Source organism: Paraherbaspirillum soli (assembly GCF_042654985.1).
Lineage (GTDB): Bacteria > Pseudomonadota > Gammaproteobacteria > Burkholderiales > Burkholderiaceae_D > Paraherbaspirillum > Paraherbaspirillum soli.
In genome coordinates this window covers 276,057-293,276 of sequence record NZ_JBHSMT010000013.1, presented here as the reverse complement: position 1 = coordinate 293,276, position 17,220 = coordinate 276,057, and the positions used below count along the sequence as shown (strand labels likewise).

Below are 17,220 nucleotides of genomic sequence, written 5' to 3'. Positions count from 1 at the left end.
GTTAACAACTCTAGAGGGAAGTGCTGGTCAAATTAATCTTGCATGGGCAATCATTTTTTCGGCTGATGAACTGTCATTATTTACCAGTGGCAAGTAAACGGCGCAACATTGATTTCAGGAAGCCCAGTTCTTCGGCGCTGAATTCGGAAAAATGCTGGTTCAGCACGCTACAAAAAACTTTCGGGATCTGTTTGGAGAGTTCGATGCCGTCTTCGGTCAGATGCAGCTTCATCAGGCGCCGGTCATGCAAACAATGTTCGCGCTGTATCAGGTCGCGCGCGACCAGGCGGTCAATCATGCGTTTGAGCGAGGCAGCATCGGTGTAAGTCTCGCGCGCCAGGTCCGCGGCAGTGGAATATTTTCCGGTAGATAACATTAAAATGATCGCGGCTTGCGAATGGGTAATCCCATATTCGGCAAGCAATTCGTCCGAGCTTTTGACCAGCATGGCGCGCGACCGCGCCAGCAAATAACCAATGCTGTCCTCGATCTGATAGGTATCGAGAGTGAATAACGGAGGGGGATGACTCATTTCATTGCTTTGGTAATCATTGACTAGGCAAGAATATACTGCAAAACAATTTTTTGTGCTGATGGTTAATTAGAGCTGTTATTCAATCCATACGGCAACATTCCAGGCATATTGCCTCGCTCCTTATGGGTGCCCTTATTCCGGCTGGCAAAGGGGCAATTGCACCAAAATGATCAGGCCGCGATTATTGGCTCCCGGTCCCAGCGTGACCGTTCCCTGTGCGGCCAAAACGATTTCCTTGACGATCGCCAGACCCAGGCCGGTGCCTTCCTGACCGGGGGCGGCGTTACGGAAAAAGCGCTCGAATACGCGGCCGCGCACCTCGGCCGGAATACCGGGACCGTCATCGCTGACAGTGATCTCGACCTGTCCCTGGCTGACGGCGACAGCGACGGTGACTTTGCCGTTGGCCGGGGTATAGCGGATGGCGTTATCGACCAGATTCATTATCATCGCGGTGAATAGCGCTTCGTTTCCCAGCGCCCGCGCATGCGGTATTTTTGCTTCCAGCCCGAGATCGATATTCTTGCGCTGCGCCAGGCCGACAATTTCTTCCAGCGCCGCAGCGGCCACTGCGATCAAGTCCACCGGATGCCTTAGAAAAGCGGTGCTGTTCGCGGCTTCCGCCTGCGACAGCAGAAGCAGCTTATTGGTCAGGTCGGTCATGTTGCCGCTGCTTTCCTGCATCGCTTGCAGCACTTCGCCGAGGCGCGCCTCCTGTGCCTCGGCGGGCAGGCGTTCAGTCAATTGCCGCGCAAACTGGATTTGCGAAGCGATCAGCGTGAGCGGGGTGCGCAGCTGATGGGCGGCATCGGCAATAAAGCGCTTTTGCGCCGAGACCTGGGTGTTCAGGCGCTGGATGTATTGATTGATGGCGTCAACGATCGGACGCAGTTCCAGCTGCAATTGACCCGGCCTGAGCGGCGACAAGGACATTGAATCGCGTACCGCCAACTCGTCCTTGAGGCGCATGATCGGCCGCAGCTCCATGCTCAGGCCGAGCACCACTAAAGCGATCGCCAGTATTAGCATCGCGATTTGACTATGCAGGGCGGGGCGCCACAGGTCGGCCAGCATGCGGTCATGCGCGCGCATGGTTTGTCCGACCAGGATCGCGACTTTACGTAATTGGCCGGCATCGTAAAGCGTGCGCACCTGGCTGACGATACGCAAGGTCTGGGAATGGTAGTCGGTGGTGCTGAACGCCGGCGTCAGCGCCGGAAAACGCAAGTCCTGCGGGAAGTCGGGACGGCCGGCGAGCAAGCGATCATGGTCGGTAACCACTTGGTAATACACCTGATCCTGTTCCGGCGAAGCGAACAGTTCCAGCGCTGCCGGCGGTACGCTGGCATGCGGCACGCCATCTTGCCAGTTGATTGCACCGGCAATCATCTGTGCCGAGGCCAGCAGCGCACGGTCCTGGATCAGGTCGGCGGTCTGCTGTGCGCTGCGGTACGACAGCGCCGCGCTGATGCCGACGAACAATGTGAGCGGTATCAGCAGCCAGAGCAGTAGTCGCAGGCGCAGGCTGATGATCACTGGTCGTCCTTCTTCTTGAGTAAATAGCCGAGCCCGCGCAGCGTCATGATCGCGGCCTGGCAATGTTCCAGTTTCTTGCGCAGCCGATGAATATAGATTTCGATCGCATCGGCGCTGGGCTCTTCATCGAGTCCGAAAATGCCGTCCATCAGCGCCGTCTTGGAAACGGTTTTTCCTTGCTTCAGCATCAGTATTTCGAGCACATCGTGCTCGCGTCCGGGCAAGGCCAGCAATTGCTCGCCAACCGAGAACTGGCGCGTGTTGCTGTCGTAGCGCAGATTGCCGCAATGCATTTCCGCTGTCTTGCCCGGCGTTTGACGGCGGATCAGCGCCTTGATCCGGGCCACCAGCTCACGTACTTCAAACGGCTTGACCAGGTAGTCATCGGCGCCGGCGCCAAGGCAATCCACCTTTTCATCAATCGAGCCGCTGGCAGTCAGGATCATGACCGGCACATTGTTGTGGCGCTCGCGCAGCCGCCGCAACACGCTCTTGCCATTCATCTTCGGCAACAGCAGATCAAGCAGCACCACGTCGTAATTTTCACTCTGCAAAACGCGATCGGCCGCTTCGCCGTCGGTGGCGACATCGACGGTGAATTTGTCTTCTTTCAGGATCTTGGTAAGCCAGTGCGCCAGCGGCGGGTTGTCTTCGATCAGCAGTAATTTCATTGGTGCTAGAGCCTGATGGTTATGTTGCACTGCAAGTTAAATAGCGCGGATTTGGAAAGCTGGATGAAAGTTATCGGAGCCTAGAATACGCTCAAGATTGGAGCTGCAAAAGCATCCGGTCATTATCCCAAAAAATAAATGGAGACAACTTAATGCAAACCCTCATCCGCGGATCCCTTATTTCCGTCTTGCTGGCTGGCGCCGGCGTGATTGGCGCCAGTCAAGCCATGGCAGCCGATTCCTCAAAAATCACCATCATGGTCGGCGGTATCACCAAGATGATTTACTTGCCGGCCAAGCTGACCGAGCAACTCGGTTATTTCAAGGAAGAGGGGCTGGATGTCGAACTGCAATCGCAGCCGGCCGGGGTCGATGCCGAAAACGAATTGCTGGCCGGCGCAGTGCAGGCCGTGGTCGGCTTCTACGACCACTCGATCGACCTGCAAAGCAAAGGCAAGGAAGTCACCACCATCGTGATTTTCGGCCAGGTTCCCGGCGAGGTCGAAATGGTGTCGAGCAAAGCTGCAGCCACGATCAAGAGCATGGCCGACGTCAAAGGGAAAACCCTGGGCGTGACCGGTCTGGGATCCTCAACCAATTTCCTGACCCAATATCTGGCTGCCAAGCAGGGGATTACTTCCAACCAGTATTCGGTGTTGCCGGTCGGCGCTGACAATACTTTCATCGTGGCGATGAAGCAGGGCCGCATCGATGCCGGCATGACCACCGAACCGACCGCGTCGCAATTGCTGAAAACCGGCGAAGCTTCGGTGCTGGTCGACATGCGCACCGTGGAAGGTACGGTCAAGGCGCTCGGCGGCCTGTATCCGGCTTCCAGCCTGTACGTGCAACGCCCGTGGCTGAACTCGCACAAAGTTGAGGCGACCAAACTGGCGCGCGCTTTCGCCAAAACGCTGAAATTCATCAATACCCATAGCGCCGCTGAAATCGCCGACAAGATGCCGAAGGACTATTACGGCAACAACAAGGCGATGTATGTGCAGGCGCTGCAAAATTCGTTGCCGATGTTTTCAGCCACCGGAAAAATGCCGGTCGGCGGGCCGGAAACCGTACTGCAAGTGCTGTCCGGATTTAATCCAAACGTCAAAGGCAAGCACATTGACCTCTCCAAAACTTACACCGACGAGTTTGTCAATCAAGTGAAGTAATGCCGACGGCCGGCGCTCCATGCGCCGGTAACAACCGATGTCGTAGGTCGGAAAAGCGCAGCGCCTTCCGACGCAGCAGTCCGCCATGTCGGAAGGCGCTGCGCTTTTCCGACCTACTTCATGCAAAGGAAATGTGGAATGAACCAATCAACATACGCCCCCGCTGCGGCTTCAGCGTCGGCACAGCAGGTTTCGCGGGATACGCCGGCGATCGAATTACGTAACGTCTCCTGTCGTTTTATTTCTCCGGACGGCAAAGCGACCGTTGCGCTGCGCGATTTCACGATGAGCGTGGCGCGCGGCGAGTTCGTCGCCGTGGTGGGACCGACCGGTTGCGGCAAGTCGACCACGCTCAGCATGATCACCGGCTTGCTGAAGCCGACCGTCGGCGAAGTGCGCATCATGGGTGAGCCGGTCAACGGCATCGATCCGCGCATCGGTTTTGTATTTCAGAACGATGCCGTATTCCCGTGGCGCAGCGTGCTGCACAACGTCGCCGCCGGACCGCTGTTTCGCGGCAAGCCGAAAGATGCCGCCTACGCGCTGGCGGAAGAATGGATACGCCGGGTCGGCCTCGACAAGTTCAGCAATCATTATCCGCATCAATTATCGGGCGGCATGCGCAAGCGCGTTGCGCTGGCCCAGACCTTTATCAATAGTCCGGAAATCCTGTTGATGGACGAGCCTTTCAGCGCGCTCGACATGCAGACCCGGACACTGATGCAGGATGAGTTGCTGCAGCTGTGGTCGTCGCAAGCCGGCTCGGTGGTGTTCGTGACGCACGATCTGGAAGAGGCGATTGCATTGGCCGACAAGGTCTACGTGTTGACGGCGCGCCCAGCCACCCTGAAGAGCGTGTACGAGATCGACCTGCCGCGCCCGCGCGTGATGTCCGAGGTGCGCTACGAACAGCGCTTTATCGACATCTCGCGCAAGATCTGGGCCGACCTGCGAGAAGAAGTACACATCAGTTAACTATGTCGTTCAACTATTTAGATTGAGCGAGAGGAAAAAGGTAGCACCATGAATCAAGTACAAACGATCGACAAGCTCAGCGCTGCCAGCCTGGCCACTGTCGAGCAAGAAGCACAACGAAAAATCAAGCAGCGCTATTGGCTGGTGATGTCTTTGCGCATCGGCATCCTGGTATTCATCCTCGGCGGCTGGGAGCTGGCGGCACGGCTGCAATGGATCGATCCGTTCTTCTTTTCGCAACCATCGCTGATCGTGATTCAGATTATCGACTGGATGGTCGACGGCACTTCGCAGGGACCGTTGTGGACGCAGGTATTGGTGACGCTGGAAGAGACCGTGCTCGGGTTTTTTATCGGTTCGGTGGCCGGTGTCATTTGCGGCATTTTGTTAGGCCGCAACAAGTTGCTGTCGGATGTATTCAGTATCTATATTCAAGTCGCCAACTCGATTCCTCGGGTGGTGCTTGGATCGATTTTCGTGATCGCGTTGGGCCTCGGCATGGCATCCAAGGTCGCGCTGGCGGTGGTGATGGTGTTCTTCGTGGTGTTCGGCAATGCATTCCAGGGAGTGCGTGAAGCCGATCGTTACATGATCGCCAACGCCCAGATCCTGGGCGCCTCGCCGCGCCAGGTCACGATGTCGGTGGTGATTCCTTCCGCGCTCAGCTGGATCTTGGCAAGCCTGCATGTCAGCTTCGGTTTCGCCCTGGTTGGCGCGGTGGTCGGCGAATTCCTGGGTTCCAAGCAGGGTATCGGCTTGCTGATCTCGACCGCGCAAGGCGCATTTAATGCCAGCGGTGTGTTTGCTGCAATGATCGTGCTGGCGGTAGTGGCGCTGGCTGCTGATTATTTGCTGACCACGTTGGAAAAGCGCTTATTGAAGTGGCGTCCGGTGGCGTTCTAAGTTACTGTGTATTGTCTTAAGGTTGCGGCGCACTGAGGTGCGCCGTTTTTTTATGCCCTGCCGGTTGCCAGCCATTTGGCCCAGTCTTGCTGTCCATTGCGGTGCGCTGTCGCAGCTGCTTTTTCATGCTCGTAACTGACGCAGCGATGTCCGACATTCCAGGTGCTGCCGGCGCTCTCGCAAATGGCGTAGCGCGCATGCGGGCTGCCGTTTTCGACCGTGTGGAAATAGGGCTGGTCGTCGTCATAGGCTTGCAGGCCGACGCTGCCCGGATTGACCACCAGACGCCCGCCGGAGATGGCATAGCTGCGCGGCTTGTGGGAATGCCCGCAAATGATCAGGCTGTGCTTCAGGCTGCCTGCATGCGCTTCGACATTTGCGATCGGCGCCAGGTAACGACCGCGCTGGTCGACCTCTTCAAGAAAATAGATCAGGTCGTTGGATGGCGTGCCGTGACACATAAAAACCTCATTGCTGAGCTCTAGCGTGGCTGGCAATCCTTGCAACCAGTCGCGCTGCGCTTGTGTGGTGTGCTCAAAAGCAAACTGGTCGGACGGGCCGCCTCGCTTGTGTTCGCAGGCGAGTAGCTGACGCTCGTGATTGCCTTTGATGGTCGGCAGGTTCAGGGACATCAATAAATCGGCGGTGGCCGATGGCTCCAGCGGTCCAGACAGGATGTCGCCGGCGTTTACGAGCAGGTCCACTCCCTGTTTTTTGACGTCGGCCAGCACAGCTTCCAGCGCCCAAATATTTCCATGGATGTCAGACAAAATTGCGATTTTCATTTGCTTGCCTCAGTTCCGGGGTTCCTAATAAAAATGGGCGCGATTCAATCGAGATCGAATCGCGCCCGTTCAGCTTACAGAGTGGTGCATCGCTGCACCACTGATCAGCGAGGTCGGTTACAGCACGTCGCTGGCATGGTCCGCCAGGCGCGAGCGTTCGCCGCGCGCCAGTGTCACATGGCCGCTGTGCGACCAGCCTTTGAAACGATCCACTACATAGGTCAGGCCGCTGGAGCCTTCGGTCAGGTACGGCGTGTCGATCTGGGCGATATTGCCCAGGCAGATGATTTTAGTACCCGGTCCTGCGCGCGTCACCAAGGTTTTGATTTGCTTCGGCGTCAGGTTTTGCGCTTCGTCGATGATCAGGAACTTGTTGACGAAAGTGCGGCCGCGCATGAAGTTGAGCGACTTGATCTTGATGCGTGAACGAATCAGATCCTGGGTCGCGGCACGACCCCATTCGCCGGCATCAGAATCGGATTTGTTCAGCACTTCCAGGTTGTCGTCGAAGGCGCCCATCCACGGCCCCATTTTCTCTTCTTCGGTACCCGGCAGAAAGCCGATATCTTCACCGACCGGCACCGTGACACGGGTGACGATGATTTCGTTGTAGGTCTTGGTTTCCAGTACTTGTGCCAAGCCTGCGGCCAGCGCCAGCAAGGTCTTGCCGGTACCGGCCTGACCCAGCAGGGTGACGAAATCGCAGTCCGGATTCATCAGCAGATTCAGCGCAAAATTCTGCTCGCGATTGCGCGCAGTGATGCCCCAGACGCTGTTTTTGGCATGGCCGTAATCGCGCAAGGTTTGCATCACCGCAGTTTTACCGTTGATCTGCGTGACTTGTCCGTAGAATGCCGGCTCACCGTTTTTCGGCTCGATGAAAACGAATTGATTCACCAGCAGGGACGGCACCAATGGCCCGCTCAGGCGATAGAAGGTATAGCCGGTGCCGTGTTTATTCTCTTGCCACGACTCGATGCCCTTGCCGTGCTTGTTCCAGAAATCGTCCGGCAAAGGCTGGATGCCCGAATACAGCAGGTCGGTATCTTCGAGCACATGATCGTTGAAATAGTCTTCAGCCGGCAGGCCCATGGCGCGCGCCTTGATGCGCATATTGATGTCTTTCGACACCAATACCACCGGACGGGTCGGCAGCTCTGCTTCGAGCGCACGCACCACGCCGAGAATCTGGTTGTCTGCCTTGCCGACCGGCAGTCCTTCCGGCAAGTCGGCGTTTTGCAGTTTGGTCTGGAAGAACAAACGGCCCTTGGCGTCCTTGTTGCCCAGCTTGGACAACAGAATGCCGTGGTCGATCAGGTCGTCGACCACGTCGCCAACCAAGGCATCCAGCGAGCGCGATACCTGGCGGGCGTTGCGCGCAACTTCCGACATGCCTTTCTTGTGATTGTCGAGTTCTTCGAGCGTCACCATCGGCAGGTAGATGTCATGTTCTTCAAAACGGAACAAGGACGTCGGGTCGTGCATCAGCACGTTGGTGTCCAGCACAAACAACTTGGTCACGCCGGATTTGTCGGCGGCGCGGCTGGTGCTTGATTTCGGGCGGTCAGCCGGTTTTGCCGGTTTGGCGGCGATCACGGCGCGCGCGTTTTCTGCCGGCGCCTTGCCGGTTTTACGCGCTTCTACTGGCTTGATGCGTGCTGGTGGCGCAGCTTCCACGCTGCGGGCCATCGGCTCGACGATAGCGATACGGGGTTTGACGGCTTTGCCCGCTTCCGCTTTTGGATAATCTTGAACGGATAGTAAAGAAGCGGGTTTGGTCGGTAATTTTGGTAGGGGCATCAGAACCTCGCTTTAAGGATAAAAAAATAGTTCGCTTTAGCGTTAACACAAACTGGAGCAAACGGGAGAGGTAGTGCCTGGGGCAACGGCAAATGATGAAAGAACATCGGTAATTGCAAAAAGCACAAATCGAAAGTAAAAAAGCCGTTTGGGAAGGTTCGTGACCTTGTCCGCAAACGGCTTACAGAGATAAATTTTAGAATTCAAGGACAGATAAACTCAAGCAATAGTCTTAACAAACTCCAGTACTTCTGCAACATGCCCCGGTACTTTCACTCCACGCCATTCTTTCACCAATGTGCCGGCGCCGTCAATCACAAACGTGCTGCGCTCAATGCCACGGACTTGTTTCCCGTACATATTCTTCATTTTCATCACGTCGAACATGACGCATAGCGTCTCGTCCGGGTCCGAAATCAGGTCGAACGGCATCTCTAGCTTGGCCTTGAAGCCGTCGTGCGAACGAATGCTGTCGCGGCTGATGCCAAACAGTTGGGTATTGTGTTTTTGAAATTCCGGATACAGGTCGCGGAACTGGATGCCTTCGGTGGTGCAACCCGGGGTGTTGTCCTTTGGGTAAAAGTACAGCACGACATTTTGACCGCGATAATCCGACAAGGTAAAAGTCTTGTCGCCGGTCATGGCAGCGGAGAAGTCGGGCACTGTCTTGTCGATGATGGATGGTTTGTCAGCCACTGTATTGTCCTGTTCACTAAAAATATGATGAATCGGTTGCCAACGCAGGAGGATGTCAAAACATCAGTCTCAGGTACTCCGACTGCCTGGCTCCGCCGGCGCTTGCATAATCATTTCACCCGACCGCCCCGGCAGTTCCGCCCACAGTAGCGGCAGGCTCGGCAGCGGCTGGTCTTTGACTTGCTGATAGAGATCTTCCATGGCCACCAGATCGTAGCCCTGTGCGCGCCATCCTTGTAGCAATTTTTCGAAGATGGGGGCAAGTTTCTGTCCTTCAAGTTCTGCGTGCAGAGTAAATACATGATCGCGCGGAGTTTCGGTCAGCTTCAGGATATGCGCGGCGATATTCGATGGGTTCAATTCGATGCCGTCGATGCTGCGGCCTAGCAGTTCATCCAGCGTCGGCAGGGTCGTCGGCAACTGTATGCAGTTCAGCGTGTTGCCGTTTATCTGCAGTCGATGCGGACCCGCAGCGGGATCGGCCAAGGTGCCGCGCTCGGTCAGCATGGCGCGGCCGTCCGATGAGTAGGCCATGCCGAATTTCTCCAGCTGTTCAAATGCGGTGGGATTCATTTGCCAGCCGGCGGCGCCGTGGGTCTTCGAAGGCGTGCCGAAGATCTCGGTAAAGCGGTCGAACGAACGCTGCATTTGCAGACTGGTCCAGCTGCCGTCGCGCTGGCGTACGTGGTCCTGCCAGACCCGATGATCCCAGGTATGGATGCCGCACTCGAATCCTGCATCGCGCACTGCTTGCATGTACTTGGCGCAGGTTTTGCCGATATCCGGCGCCGGCAGCAGTACGCCGTACATCAAGGTCTTGAGGCCGTAATGTTCGACCACCGAAGTGCGCGATACCTTTTGGAAAAATCCGGGGCGGAACACCTGTTTCAAGGCCCAGCCGGTATGGTCGTGTCCAAGAGAAAACAGGAAAGTGGCGCGGGCCTGGTATTTGGTGAGCAGGCGTACCAGATTGGGCACTCCTTCACGGGTGCCGCGATAGGTGTCGGCGTCGATCTTTAATGTGAGAAGAGGCAAGGTATTCGGTCGGGCTAGAGGGGGAGGAGGTCTGCGGGGAAGGGTGGAAAAGCTGGCGCAAGTCCACCCTGTGTCATGCTTTTTTTAATCCATCAACGCACGTGCTTCAGCCACCTGGCCACGATACGCATCAAAAATATTGCGCAAGGTGTCGGCCATGGTTGTGCTTGGTTGCCAGTTCAGCTCGTCGCAAGTGTTGGTGATTTTCGGCACGCGGTTTTGCACGTCTTGATAGCCCTTGCCGTAATAAGCGGCGGAAGTGGTTTCGACCAGCTTGACCTTCTTGGCCGAGTCCGCATATTCCGGATATTCGGCGGCCAGTTTCAACATCATGTCGGCCAGATCGCGGATCGAGTAGTTGTTGACCGGATTGCCGATGTTGTAGATCTTGCCGCTGGCGACGCCGTCTTTGTTGGCGATGATCTTGATCAGCGCATCGATGCCGTCGTCGATATAAGTGAAAGCACGTTTTTGCTGGCCGCCGTCGACCAGCGAAATGTTTTCGCCGCGGACGATATGACCAAAGAATTGCGTCACTACGCGTGAGCTGCCTTCCTTCGGAGTGTGGATAGAATCGAGGCCGGCGCCGATCCAGTTAAACGGACGGAACAGGGTGAAATTCAAGCCTTCTTCCATGCCGTAGCCCCAGATCACGCGATCCATCAATTGCTTGGCGCACGAATAAATCCAGCGCGGCTTGTTGATCGGGCCGCAGATCAATTCAGACTGCTCGGGATCGAATTCTTCGTCGTGGCACATGCCGTAGACTTCGGACGTCGATGGGAATACCAGGTGCTTCTTGTATTTGGCGGCGGAGCGGACGATAGGCAGATTGGCTTCAAAGTCCAGCTCGAATACGCGCAATGGCTGCTTGACATAAGTCGACGGCGTGGCGATCGCCACCAGCGGCAGGATCACATCGCATTTCTTGACGTGATACTCGACCCATTCCTTGTTGATGGTGATGTCGCCTTCAAAGAAATGCATGCGCGATTTATACGCATCGTTGTCGAGCAGGTCGCCGATCCGGTCGGTCATCATGTCCATGCCGTAGACGTGCCAGTCGGTGGTTTCCAGGATCCGTTTGGACAGGTGGTGGCCGATGAAACCATTTACGCCGAGGATGAGGACTTTTTTCATATGAGTATCTAATTAGGTTGTCATTCCGGAACGATGGAATCTCAAACGCTGCAATTCCTGTATGGCACGGTGGTTTGAGATCCCGCATTCGCTGCGGAATGACACTGCCAGGATGTTTTATAAAAGGATGTTTTGTAAGGCCGCCGGCGAAACGGATTGTCCGTTTGCCAGTAACTCGTTAATCAACAGCGTGCGACCATCGCCGCAGACGCCAACAATGCGATTATCCACCACCGCCAAGCCGGTAGGCAAATCCGCGACCGCTTTTTCGGGCAAGTTAGCCGATAGACGTGCATTTCCGATAACGAAAGTGGTGTCTTTGATCACGGTCCAGGCGCCGGGGTAGGGCGGCGCCACTGCGCGATGCAAGTTGTATACCTGCTGGGCCGGCTTGCTCCAGTCGATTCTGCCATCCTCCGGCTTGCGGCCGCCGAAATAGCTGCCCTGCGATATGTCGTTCGGCAGCTTCGGCGTTTTTCCCGCCAGCATCGCTGGCAGCACGTTCCACAGCGTTTGTTCTGCCGCCACCACGACCTTGCCGAAGACTTCATAGGCGGTGTCGTCGGGCAGGATAGGCACTGCGGTTTGGGCGACGATGGCGCCGGCATCCGGCTTGGCCGCCATTTCGTGCAGGGTGGCGCCGGTTTCGCTTTCGCCGTGCAAGACCGCCCAATTGATCGGCACCCGGCCGCGATATTTGGGCAGCAGCGAACCGTGCATGTTGTACGCGCCGTGTCCGGCCAGCGCCAGCAAAGCGACCGGCAGCATGTGGCGGTAATAGAAACTGAAAATGAAGTCAGGTTGCAGCGCTGTTACTTGCGCCAGCAACTCGGGACTGGCCGGATCGGCCGGGGTGACGGTCGGGATGCCGTGTTCTTGGCACAACGCGGAGACCGATTCAAACCAGATGGTCTCCTGCGGATTGTCTTCATGGGTCACCACCAGGGCGATCTCGACGCCGCGCGCCAGCAAGACTTTCAGGCAGCGCACGCCGACGTTGTGATAGGCAAAGACGACGGCTTTCATGATGCTTGGGTATCCTCGGCCGATGATTGCTCCAGCAATGCTTGTACCACATAGCGTGGACGGGCTCGCACTTGCTGATAGATGCGGCCGACATATTCGCCGACTAAGCCGATGCCGAACAGGATCATGCCCATCAGGAAGAAGGCAAATGCAAACAGCGTGAACACCCCTTGCACCTCGGAGCCGAGCAGGAAGCGGCGCACCAGCAGCACCACGAACAAGGCGCCGGAGAAGAACGACAGGCCGATGCCGATAAGCGAAAACAGCTGCAGCGGCATGATCGAAAAGCCGGTCACCAGATCGAAATTCAAACGGATCAGGCTGTACAGCGAATACTTCGACTCGCCGGCCGAACGTTCTTCGTGCTCGACCACGATCTCGGCCTGTTTGCGGGCGAAGGTGTAAGCCAGCGCCGGCACGAAAGTATTGACTTCCTTGCACTGGTTGATCAGGTCGACCACGTTGCGGCCATAGGCGCGTAGCATATTGCCCTGGTCGGTCATTTTGATGCCGGTGATTTTTTCGCGCAGCACGTTCATCGCCTTGGAGGCGATGGTGCGCCAGGCCGAATCCTGGCGCTTGCGCCGGATCGAGCCGACGTAATCGTAACCTTCGCGCATCTTGGCTACCAGGTTGCCGATTTCTTCCGGCGGATTTTGCAGATCGGCGTCGAGGGTCACGATGATCTCGCCGCGGCTGGCCTCGAACCCGGCCAGGATCGCCATGTGCTGGCCGAAATTGCCGTTGAATAGCACGACGCGGGTGACATCCGGACGCTCGCGAAATTTTTCCGCCAGGATCGCCGCCGACTTGTCGCGGCTGCCGTCATTGACGTACAGGATTTCATAAGTGATGCCGAGTGCGTCGAGCGAGGGATAGAGCCGTTCGAACAATTTGGCGAGGCCGGATTCTTCGTTGTAAACCGGGATGACGACGGAAAGTTCTGGTTTCATCAAGCGTTCGCAATGTTATTGAAGCACGGATTTTACCGCGTTGACGACCCGTTCGACATCGTTCGTGGTCATCGTATTGAACATCGGCAGCGTCACGATCAGGCGGCCGACCCGCTCCGCAACCGGGAACATGCCTTCCTTGAAGCCGCGCGCGCGGTACATGCTGAACAGGTGGATCGCCGGGTAGTGGTAGCCGGTGCCGATGCCGTGTTCCTGCATCTGCTCCATGAAGGTGGCGCGGGCCGGCTTGCCATCCTTGCGCTCCGGCAGCACCAGCTGGAACAGGTGCCAATTGCTGTTTTCGAAGTCGGGGACCGGCAGTTGCGCGCCGTATTTTTGTACAAAATCGCTGCCGAAGCAGGCGAAGTAATGTTGCGCCAGTTGCCGCCGATGCGCGGTAATGGCGTCGATGTGGACAAACTGGCCGAGACCGATGGTGGCCGCGATGTCGGTCATGTTGAACTTGCCGCCCAGGACATCGACGTCGATGCCGTCGAAGCCGCTGCGGGTGACGCCTTGCAGCCGGTATTTTTCCGCCAGCCGTGCTTCTTCGGCGTTATTCAACACCAGGCAGCCGCCTTCGGCCGAAGTGACGTTCTTGTTGGCTTGAAAGCTGAACGAGGCGAAGTCGCCGAAGGAGCCGATACGCTGGCCGTTCCAGGTGGAGCCGAGCGCCTGGGCGGCATCTTCGATCACACGCAAATTATGTTTCTTGGCCAATGCATACAGCTTATCCATATCCAGCGGCAGGCCGGACAGATAAACCGGGATGATCGCCTTGGTGCGCGGCGTGATGGCGGCTTCGACCTGCGCCAGATCGAGGTTGCGCGTGACCGGGTCGATATCGGCAAACACCGGCGTCGCGCCGGTTTCGATAATTACGTTGGCGGTGGCGACCCATGAGATCGGGGTCGTGATGACTTCGTCGCCGGCGCCGATGCCGGCGATCCGCAGCGCGATTTCCATGGTGCAGGTGCCGGAGTTGAAAGTGCGCACCGGACGGCCGCCAAAATATTCCGACAACTGCGCTTCAAACGCCTGCACCTTGGGGCCGCTGGTGATCCAGCCGGAGCGCAGCACATCGCCGACAGCGGCGATGGTGGCTTCATCAATGGTGGGCTTGGAAAAGGGGAGAAATGGTTGTTGGCTCATGATTTGGATGTCCAAAATGGTTAAGGTCGAATCAGCTGCGCGAATCAACTGTATGAATCAGCTACGGGTCAGCAATACCACGCCGACGATGATGATGCCGATCGCGATCAAACGCTGGGCCGAGACCGCCTCGCCCAGGAAATACCAGGCGCCGACGGCGCTAATGATGTAGCCCAGCGACAGCAGCGGATAAGCAATGGTGACATCGACCCGCGACAGGCCGATGATCCACACCACCACCGAGATCACATAGCAGCTCAAGCCGGCCAGGATCGGCAGTTGGGTCGCCAGCTTGATGCCGGTGGCGAACCAGTTCTGCGGCGTCAGGCTGATCACGCCGACCGCATTGGTGCCGGCCTTCAGCAGCAATTGGGCGGCGGCGTTCAGGCAAATGCCGATGAAGAGAAAAACAAAAGTAGTAAGAGTCATGTCGATTCGTCGTTATGGTGTGACTGGAGTTGCTGCGGCAGGCGCGGCCGCTGGCGCAGCGGGGGCTGCTGCCGGCAGCACGTTGCTGACCACCACTCTCCGCGGGTCCTGGCCGATGACGCGCATCGGAACGCCGCGTTGTTGCAGTTCCTGATAGTTTTCAGGGCGGATGATCGCGATGTCTTTCTTGCCGGCAGCCTGATCGGCGGTCCATTTGACGACAAACGCGTCGATGGTCGGAATCCACAATTGCGGTTCCTGGCCCAAGCCGAATTCCAGTTCATCCATATGTTGCACCATGGTCATCGTGCGGCGCAGGTAAAACGGCAGCGACTGCTCGTATTTGCCGACCACGTAAAGCGTGGTTTGCGGCGTCATTTCGGCCTGGATGGCAGGCACCAGGTCGATGCCGGCCGAATAGCGGCCCTGAGGATCGTGGCCGGCCATCAACAGCTGGCCCGCAACAAAACCGCTGGCGGCGAGCGCGACTACGGCCCATTCCCGTTGACGGCGCGCCAGCCGGATGGCGGCAATGCCGCCGATAAAGGCGATCACCGAGGCGGCGAAGACCCAGGGCACATGCGCTTGCAGCAACGGCAATGAATACGCATCCTTGGCCAGCGACGGAATTTTCCAGCACAGCGCCAGGCCGACGACGGCCGGCAGCAGCAACAAACTGGCGGAGGCGATCACCGCCTTGTTCGAAGCATTGTCCAGATGGCAGGCAATCAACAGCGCCAACGCCGGGAAGATCGGCAGGATGTACGACGGCAGCTTGGAGTCCGAAATGCTGAAAAAGAAAAAGATGAAAACAGCCCAGATCAGCAGCATCTTTTTCGGCTGGAAGCCGGACGCGGCGCTGCGTTCATGCGCGCCTTGCCACAAGCTCTGGAACAGCACGCCGAGCCAGGGCACGATACCCAACAGCAAGATCGGCGCGAAGTAATACAGCGGGCCCGAGCGATGATGGACATCGGTGGTGAAGCGCTGGAAGTGTTCGTGGATAAAGAAGAAATATGGGAATTCCGGATTCTTCAGCGAGATCAGCACAAACCACGGTGTCGTGATCGCGAAGAATACGATTAGCCCCAGCACCAGATGCAAACGCTTCCAGATCGCCCAGTCGCGTGAAAACAGCGTGTACAGCACCAGCACCGCGCCCGGCAATACCACGCCGATCAAGCCTTTCGACAAGACCGCCAACGCCATCCCGGCCCAGCAAAGCAGCATCCAGTTGCGGCGTTCAGTAGCGCCGATATCGCTGCGTTGTCCTAACAGCAAGCCGCACAAGGCCAGCGTCATCATTCCGGACAAGCCCATGTCGAGCGTGTTGATGTGGCCCAGCCCAGCCCACAGGAAGCTGGAACCCAGCACCAGTGCGGCATAAAAACCGACCCGCGGCGAAAACACGCGACGTCCGGTGAACGCAACCAGCACCACGCCAAGCAAGCCACATAAGCCGGTCCAGAGCCGTGCCTGCCATTCGCCGAGGCCGAACAGCTCGAACGTAATCGCATTCATCCAGGTCTGGAGCGGAGGTTTTTCAAAGTATTTGATGCCGTTCAGGCGCAATGTGATCCAGTCGCCGGTGGCCACCATTTCGCGCGCCATTTCGGCATAGCGTCCTTCATCGGTCGGCACCAGCGTGCGGGCGCCCAGCATGTAACACCATATGATGCAAAACAGCAGGAATAGGAGCCAGACAAAGGTTTTCGATTTATGCAATTCACGCATCTTGAGCGGCTTCCTTGGGTGTGTTGAAAATTAATGCCAGTGCCACTTTGCGTCCCTCGGCCATCAGGATGTTGTAAGTGCGGCAGGCGGCCTGGTTGTCCATGCATTCGACGCCGATACGACGCGTCGTGAGCGCCGCGGTCAGTTTCGGGTGAACGAAGCGCTGACGCTGTCCGGTGCCCAGGATTACGACATCCGGGTCGGTGCTGGCGATGTGCTCGAAATGCTCGGTGTGCAGCGCGTCGAAATCGCTGACCGGCCAGACCACGGGCGCGGATTCCGGCAATACCAGCAAGCTGTGCTCGAAACGGATTGCGTTGATTTCCACGCCATTGTCATCGTAGGCAGTGACGGTTTGATATTGCTGGGTCGAGGTGGTATGTAGCTTCATTGTCTAGTTGGTAGCGTGACCAGTGGCGAACTCAAAATCAAAATTTGACACGTGGGAGGCGAGCCAATTGCCGAAAATTGGAAAATAAAGTGCTGCATTGTAGCGTTTTCCATCAGCAAGCTCGCGTTATTGATTGATAAATGCTCACGCTTTCGGCAGAATGGACGGTTCTGGCGGCGCTTGGGCGGTCGCCAAAAAGCTCTCTGAAAAGTGGCGGAAGCAGTTGGCAACAAGCATGGCGGCAGCAATGCTGCGGTCATTGGCGTACAGTCATTTTTCAGAAAGTTTTT

At 57.1% G+C, this 17,220-nt stretch carries 17 protein-coding genes; 3 read left to right on the top strand and 14 right to left on the bottom strand.

What is annotated here, in order from left to right; translation table 11 throughout:
• Positions 1-76: 76 nt before the first annotated feature.
• From ACFPM8_RS08900 to ACFPM8_RS08890, 3 genes are all read right to left on the bottom strand, one after another.
• A complete protein-coding gene (locus ACFPM8_RS08900) occupies positions 77-532 on the bottom strand; it encodes a MarR family winged helix-turn-helix transcriptional regulator (protein ID WP_378997138.1) in 456 nt (151 codons plus the stop codon).
• Positions 533-667: 135 nt separating this feature from the next.
• The gene (locus tag ACFPM8_RS08895) at positions 668-2,071 is read right to left on the bottom strand and encodes a sensor histidine kinase N-terminal domain-containing protein (RefSeq protein WP_378997137.1); all 1,404 of its coding nucleotides are present in this window, start codon (positions 2,069-2,071) and stop codon (positions 668-670) included.
• On the bottom strand, positions 2,068-2,742 hold the full coding sequence (locus tag ACFPM8_RS08890; protein WP_378997136.1) for a response regulator: 675 nt from the start codon (positions 2,740-2,742) through the stop codon (positions 2,068-2,070). Before ACFPM8_RS08890 ends, ACFPM8_RS08895 begins: the two co-directional genes overlap by 4 nt.
• Positions 2,743-2,894: 152 nt before the next feature.
• On the opposite strand from ACFPM8_RS08890, the gene ACFPM8_RS08885 reads away from it, so the two are divergent.
• From ACFPM8_RS08885 to ACFPM8_RS08875, 3 genes are all read left to right on the top strand, one after another.
• Positions 2,895-3,911, top strand: coding sequence for an ABC transporter substrate-binding protein (locus tag ACFPM8_RS08885; RefSeq protein WP_378997135.1), 1,017 nt, complete (start codon positions 2,895-2,897; stop codon positions 3,909-3,911).
• A gap of 138 nt (positions 3,912-4,049) precedes the next feature.
• Positions 4,050-4,886, top strand: coding sequence for an ABC transporter ATP-binding protein (locus tag ACFPM8_RS08880; protein WP_378997134.1), 837 nt, complete (start codon positions 4,050-4,052; stop codon positions 4,884-4,886).
• Between the two features lie 48 nt (positions 4,887-4,934).
• Positions 4,935-5,789 carry an ABC transporter permease gene (locus ACFPM8_RS08875; protein ID WP_378997133.1) on the top strand — a complete coding sequence of 285 codons (855 nt, stop codon included), beginning with the start codon at positions 4,935-4,937 and terminating at the stop codon, positions 5,787-5,789.
• A 50-nt stretch (positions 5,790-5,839) separates the two neighbouring features.
• On the opposite strand, the gene ACFPM8_RS08870 is transcribed toward ACFPM8_RS08875, so the two are convergent.
• The 11 genes from ACFPM8_RS08870 to ACFPM8_RS08820 all read right to left on the bottom strand — a co-directional run bounded on the left by ACFPM8_RS08870 (position 5,840) and on the right by ACFPM8_RS08820 (position 16,930).
• Positions 5,840-6,574 carry a metallophosphoesterase family protein gene (locus tag ACFPM8_RS08870; RefSeq protein WP_378997132.1) on the bottom strand — a complete coding sequence of 245 codons (735 nt, stop codon included), beginning with the start codon at positions 6,572-6,574 and terminating at the stop codon, positions 5,840-5,842.
• A gap of 117 nt (positions 6,575-6,691) precedes the next feature.
• Positions 6,692-8,374, bottom strand: a complete 1,683-nt coding sequence (locus tag ACFPM8_RS08865; RefSeq protein ID WP_378997131.1) for a PhoH family protein — start codon at positions 8,372-8,374, stop codon at positions 6,692-6,694.
• A gap of 219 nt (positions 8,375-8,593) precedes the next feature.
• Positions 8,594-9,016 (bottom strand): peroxiredoxin, encoded by a 423-nt coding sequence (locus tag ACFPM8_RS08860; protein WP_378997437.1) that lies wholly within the window; start codon positions 9,014-9,016, stop codon positions 8,594-8,596.
• A 123-nt stretch (positions 9,017-9,139) separates the two neighbouring features.
• A complete protein-coding gene (locus tag ACFPM8_RS08855; protein ID WP_378997130.1) occupies positions 9,140-10,105 on the bottom strand; it encodes a polysaccharide deacetylase family protein in 966 nt (321 codons plus the stop codon).
• Positions 10,106-10,189: 84 nt separating this feature from the next.
• Positions 10,190-11,245 (bottom strand): bifunctional UDP-4-keto-pentose/UDP-xylose synthase, encoded by a 1,056-nt coding sequence (locus ACFPM8_RS08850; RefSeq protein ID WP_378997129.1) that lies wholly within the window; start codon positions 11,243-11,245, stop codon positions 10,190-10,192.
• Between the two features lie 117 nt (positions 11,246-11,362).
• A complete protein-coding gene (locus tag ACFPM8_RS08845; protein ID WP_378997128.1) occupies positions 11,363-12,271 on the bottom strand; it encodes a formyltransferase in 909 nt (302 codons plus the stop codon).
• Entirely contained in the window at positions 12,268-13,224 is a 957-nt protein-coding gene (locus ACFPM8_RS08840) for a glycosyltransferase (protein WP_378997126.1), read from the bottom strand. The genes ACFPM8_RS08845 and ACFPM8_RS08840 overlap by 4 nt, the downstream gene beginning before the upstream one ends.
• Positions 13,225-13,239: 15 nt before the next feature.
• Positions 13,240-14,376, bottom strand: a complete 1,137-nt coding sequence (locus tag ACFPM8_RS08835; protein WP_378997124.1) for a DegT/DnrJ/EryC1/StrS family aminotransferase — start codon at positions 14,374-14,376, stop codon at positions 13,240-13,242.
• Positions 14,377-14,433: 57 nt separating this feature from the next.
• Positions 14,434-14,805, bottom strand: a complete 372-nt coding sequence (locus tag ACFPM8_RS08830) for an EamA family transporter (protein WP_378997122.1) — start codon at positions 14,803-14,805, stop codon at positions 14,434-14,436.
• Between the two features lie 12 nt (positions 14,806-14,817).
• A complete protein-coding gene (locus ACFPM8_RS08825) occupies positions 14,818-16,539 on the bottom strand; it encodes a glycosyltransferase family 39 protein (protein ID WP_378997121.1) in 1,722 nt (573 codons plus the stop codon).
• Complete coding sequence (locus ACFPM8_RS08820; RefSeq protein ID WP_378997119.1) at positions 16,532-16,930, bottom strand: Mth938-like domain-containing protein; 399 nt, start codon at positions 16,928-16,930, stop codon at positions 16,532-16,534. Before ACFPM8_RS08820 ends, ACFPM8_RS08825 begins: the two co-directional genes overlap by 8 nt.
• Between the last annotated feature and the right edge of the window lie 290 nt (positions 16,931-17,220).

Coding starts and splice junctions, on each gene's coding strand:
- ACFPM8_RS08880 (WP_378997134.1), top strand. CDS start 4,050: ATGAACCAATCAACATACGCCCCCGCTGCGGCTTCAGCGTCGGCACAG.
- ACFPM8_RS08820 (WP_378997119.1), bottom strand. CDS start 16,930: ATGAAGCTACATACCACCTCGACCCAGCAATATCAAACCGTCACTGCC.
- ACFPM8_RS08875 (WP_378997133.1), top strand. CDS start 4,935: ATGAATCAAGTACAAACGATCGACAAGCTCAGCGCTGCCAGCCTGGCC.
- ACFPM8_RS08865 (WP_378997131.1), bottom strand. CDS start 8,374: ATGCCCCTACCAAAATTACCGACCAAACCCGCTTCTTTACTATCCGTT.
- ACFPM8_RS08835 (WP_378997124.1), bottom strand. CDS start 14,376: ATGAGCCAACAACCATTTCTCCCCTTTTCCAAGCCCACCATTGATGAA.
- ACFPM8_RS08850 (WP_378997129.1), bottom strand. CDS start 11,245: ATGAAAAAAGTCCTCATCCTCGGCGTAAATGGTTTCATCGGCCACCAC.
- ACFPM8_RS08840 (WP_378997126.1), bottom strand. CDS start 13,224: ATGAAACCAGAACTTTCCGTCGTCATCCCGGTTTACAACGAAGAATCC.
- ACFPM8_RS08830 (WP_378997122.1), bottom strand. CDS start 14,805: ATGACTCTTACTACTTTTGTTTTTCTCTTCATCGGCATTTGCCTGAAC.
- ACFPM8_RS08845 (WP_378997128.1), bottom strand. CDS start 12,271: ATGAAAGCCGTCGTCTTTGCCTATCACAACGTCGGCGTGCGCTGCCTG.
- ACFPM8_RS08885 (WP_378997135.1), top strand. CDS start 2,895: ATGCAAACCCTCATCCGCGGATCCCTTATTTCCGTCTTGCTGGCTGGC.
- ACFPM8_RS08860 (WP_378997437.1), bottom strand. CDS start 9,016: ATGACCGGCGACAAGACTTTTACCTTGTCGGATTATCGCGGTCAAAAT.
- ACFPM8_RS08870 (WP_378997132.1), bottom strand. CDS start 6,574: ATGAAAATCGCAATTTTGTCTGACATCCATGGAAATATTTGGGCGCTG.
- ACFPM8_RS08900 (WP_378997138.1), bottom strand. CDS start 532: ATGAGTCATCCCCCTCCGTTATTCACTCTCGATACCTATCAGATCGAG.
- ACFPM8_RS08890 (WP_378997136.1), bottom strand. CDS start 2,742: ATGAAATTACTGCTGATCGAAGACAACCCGCCGCTGGCGCACTGGCTT.
- ACFPM8_RS08825 (WP_378997121.1), bottom strand. CDS start 16,539: ATGCGTGAATTGCATAAATCGAAAACCTTTGTCTGGCTCCTATTCCTG.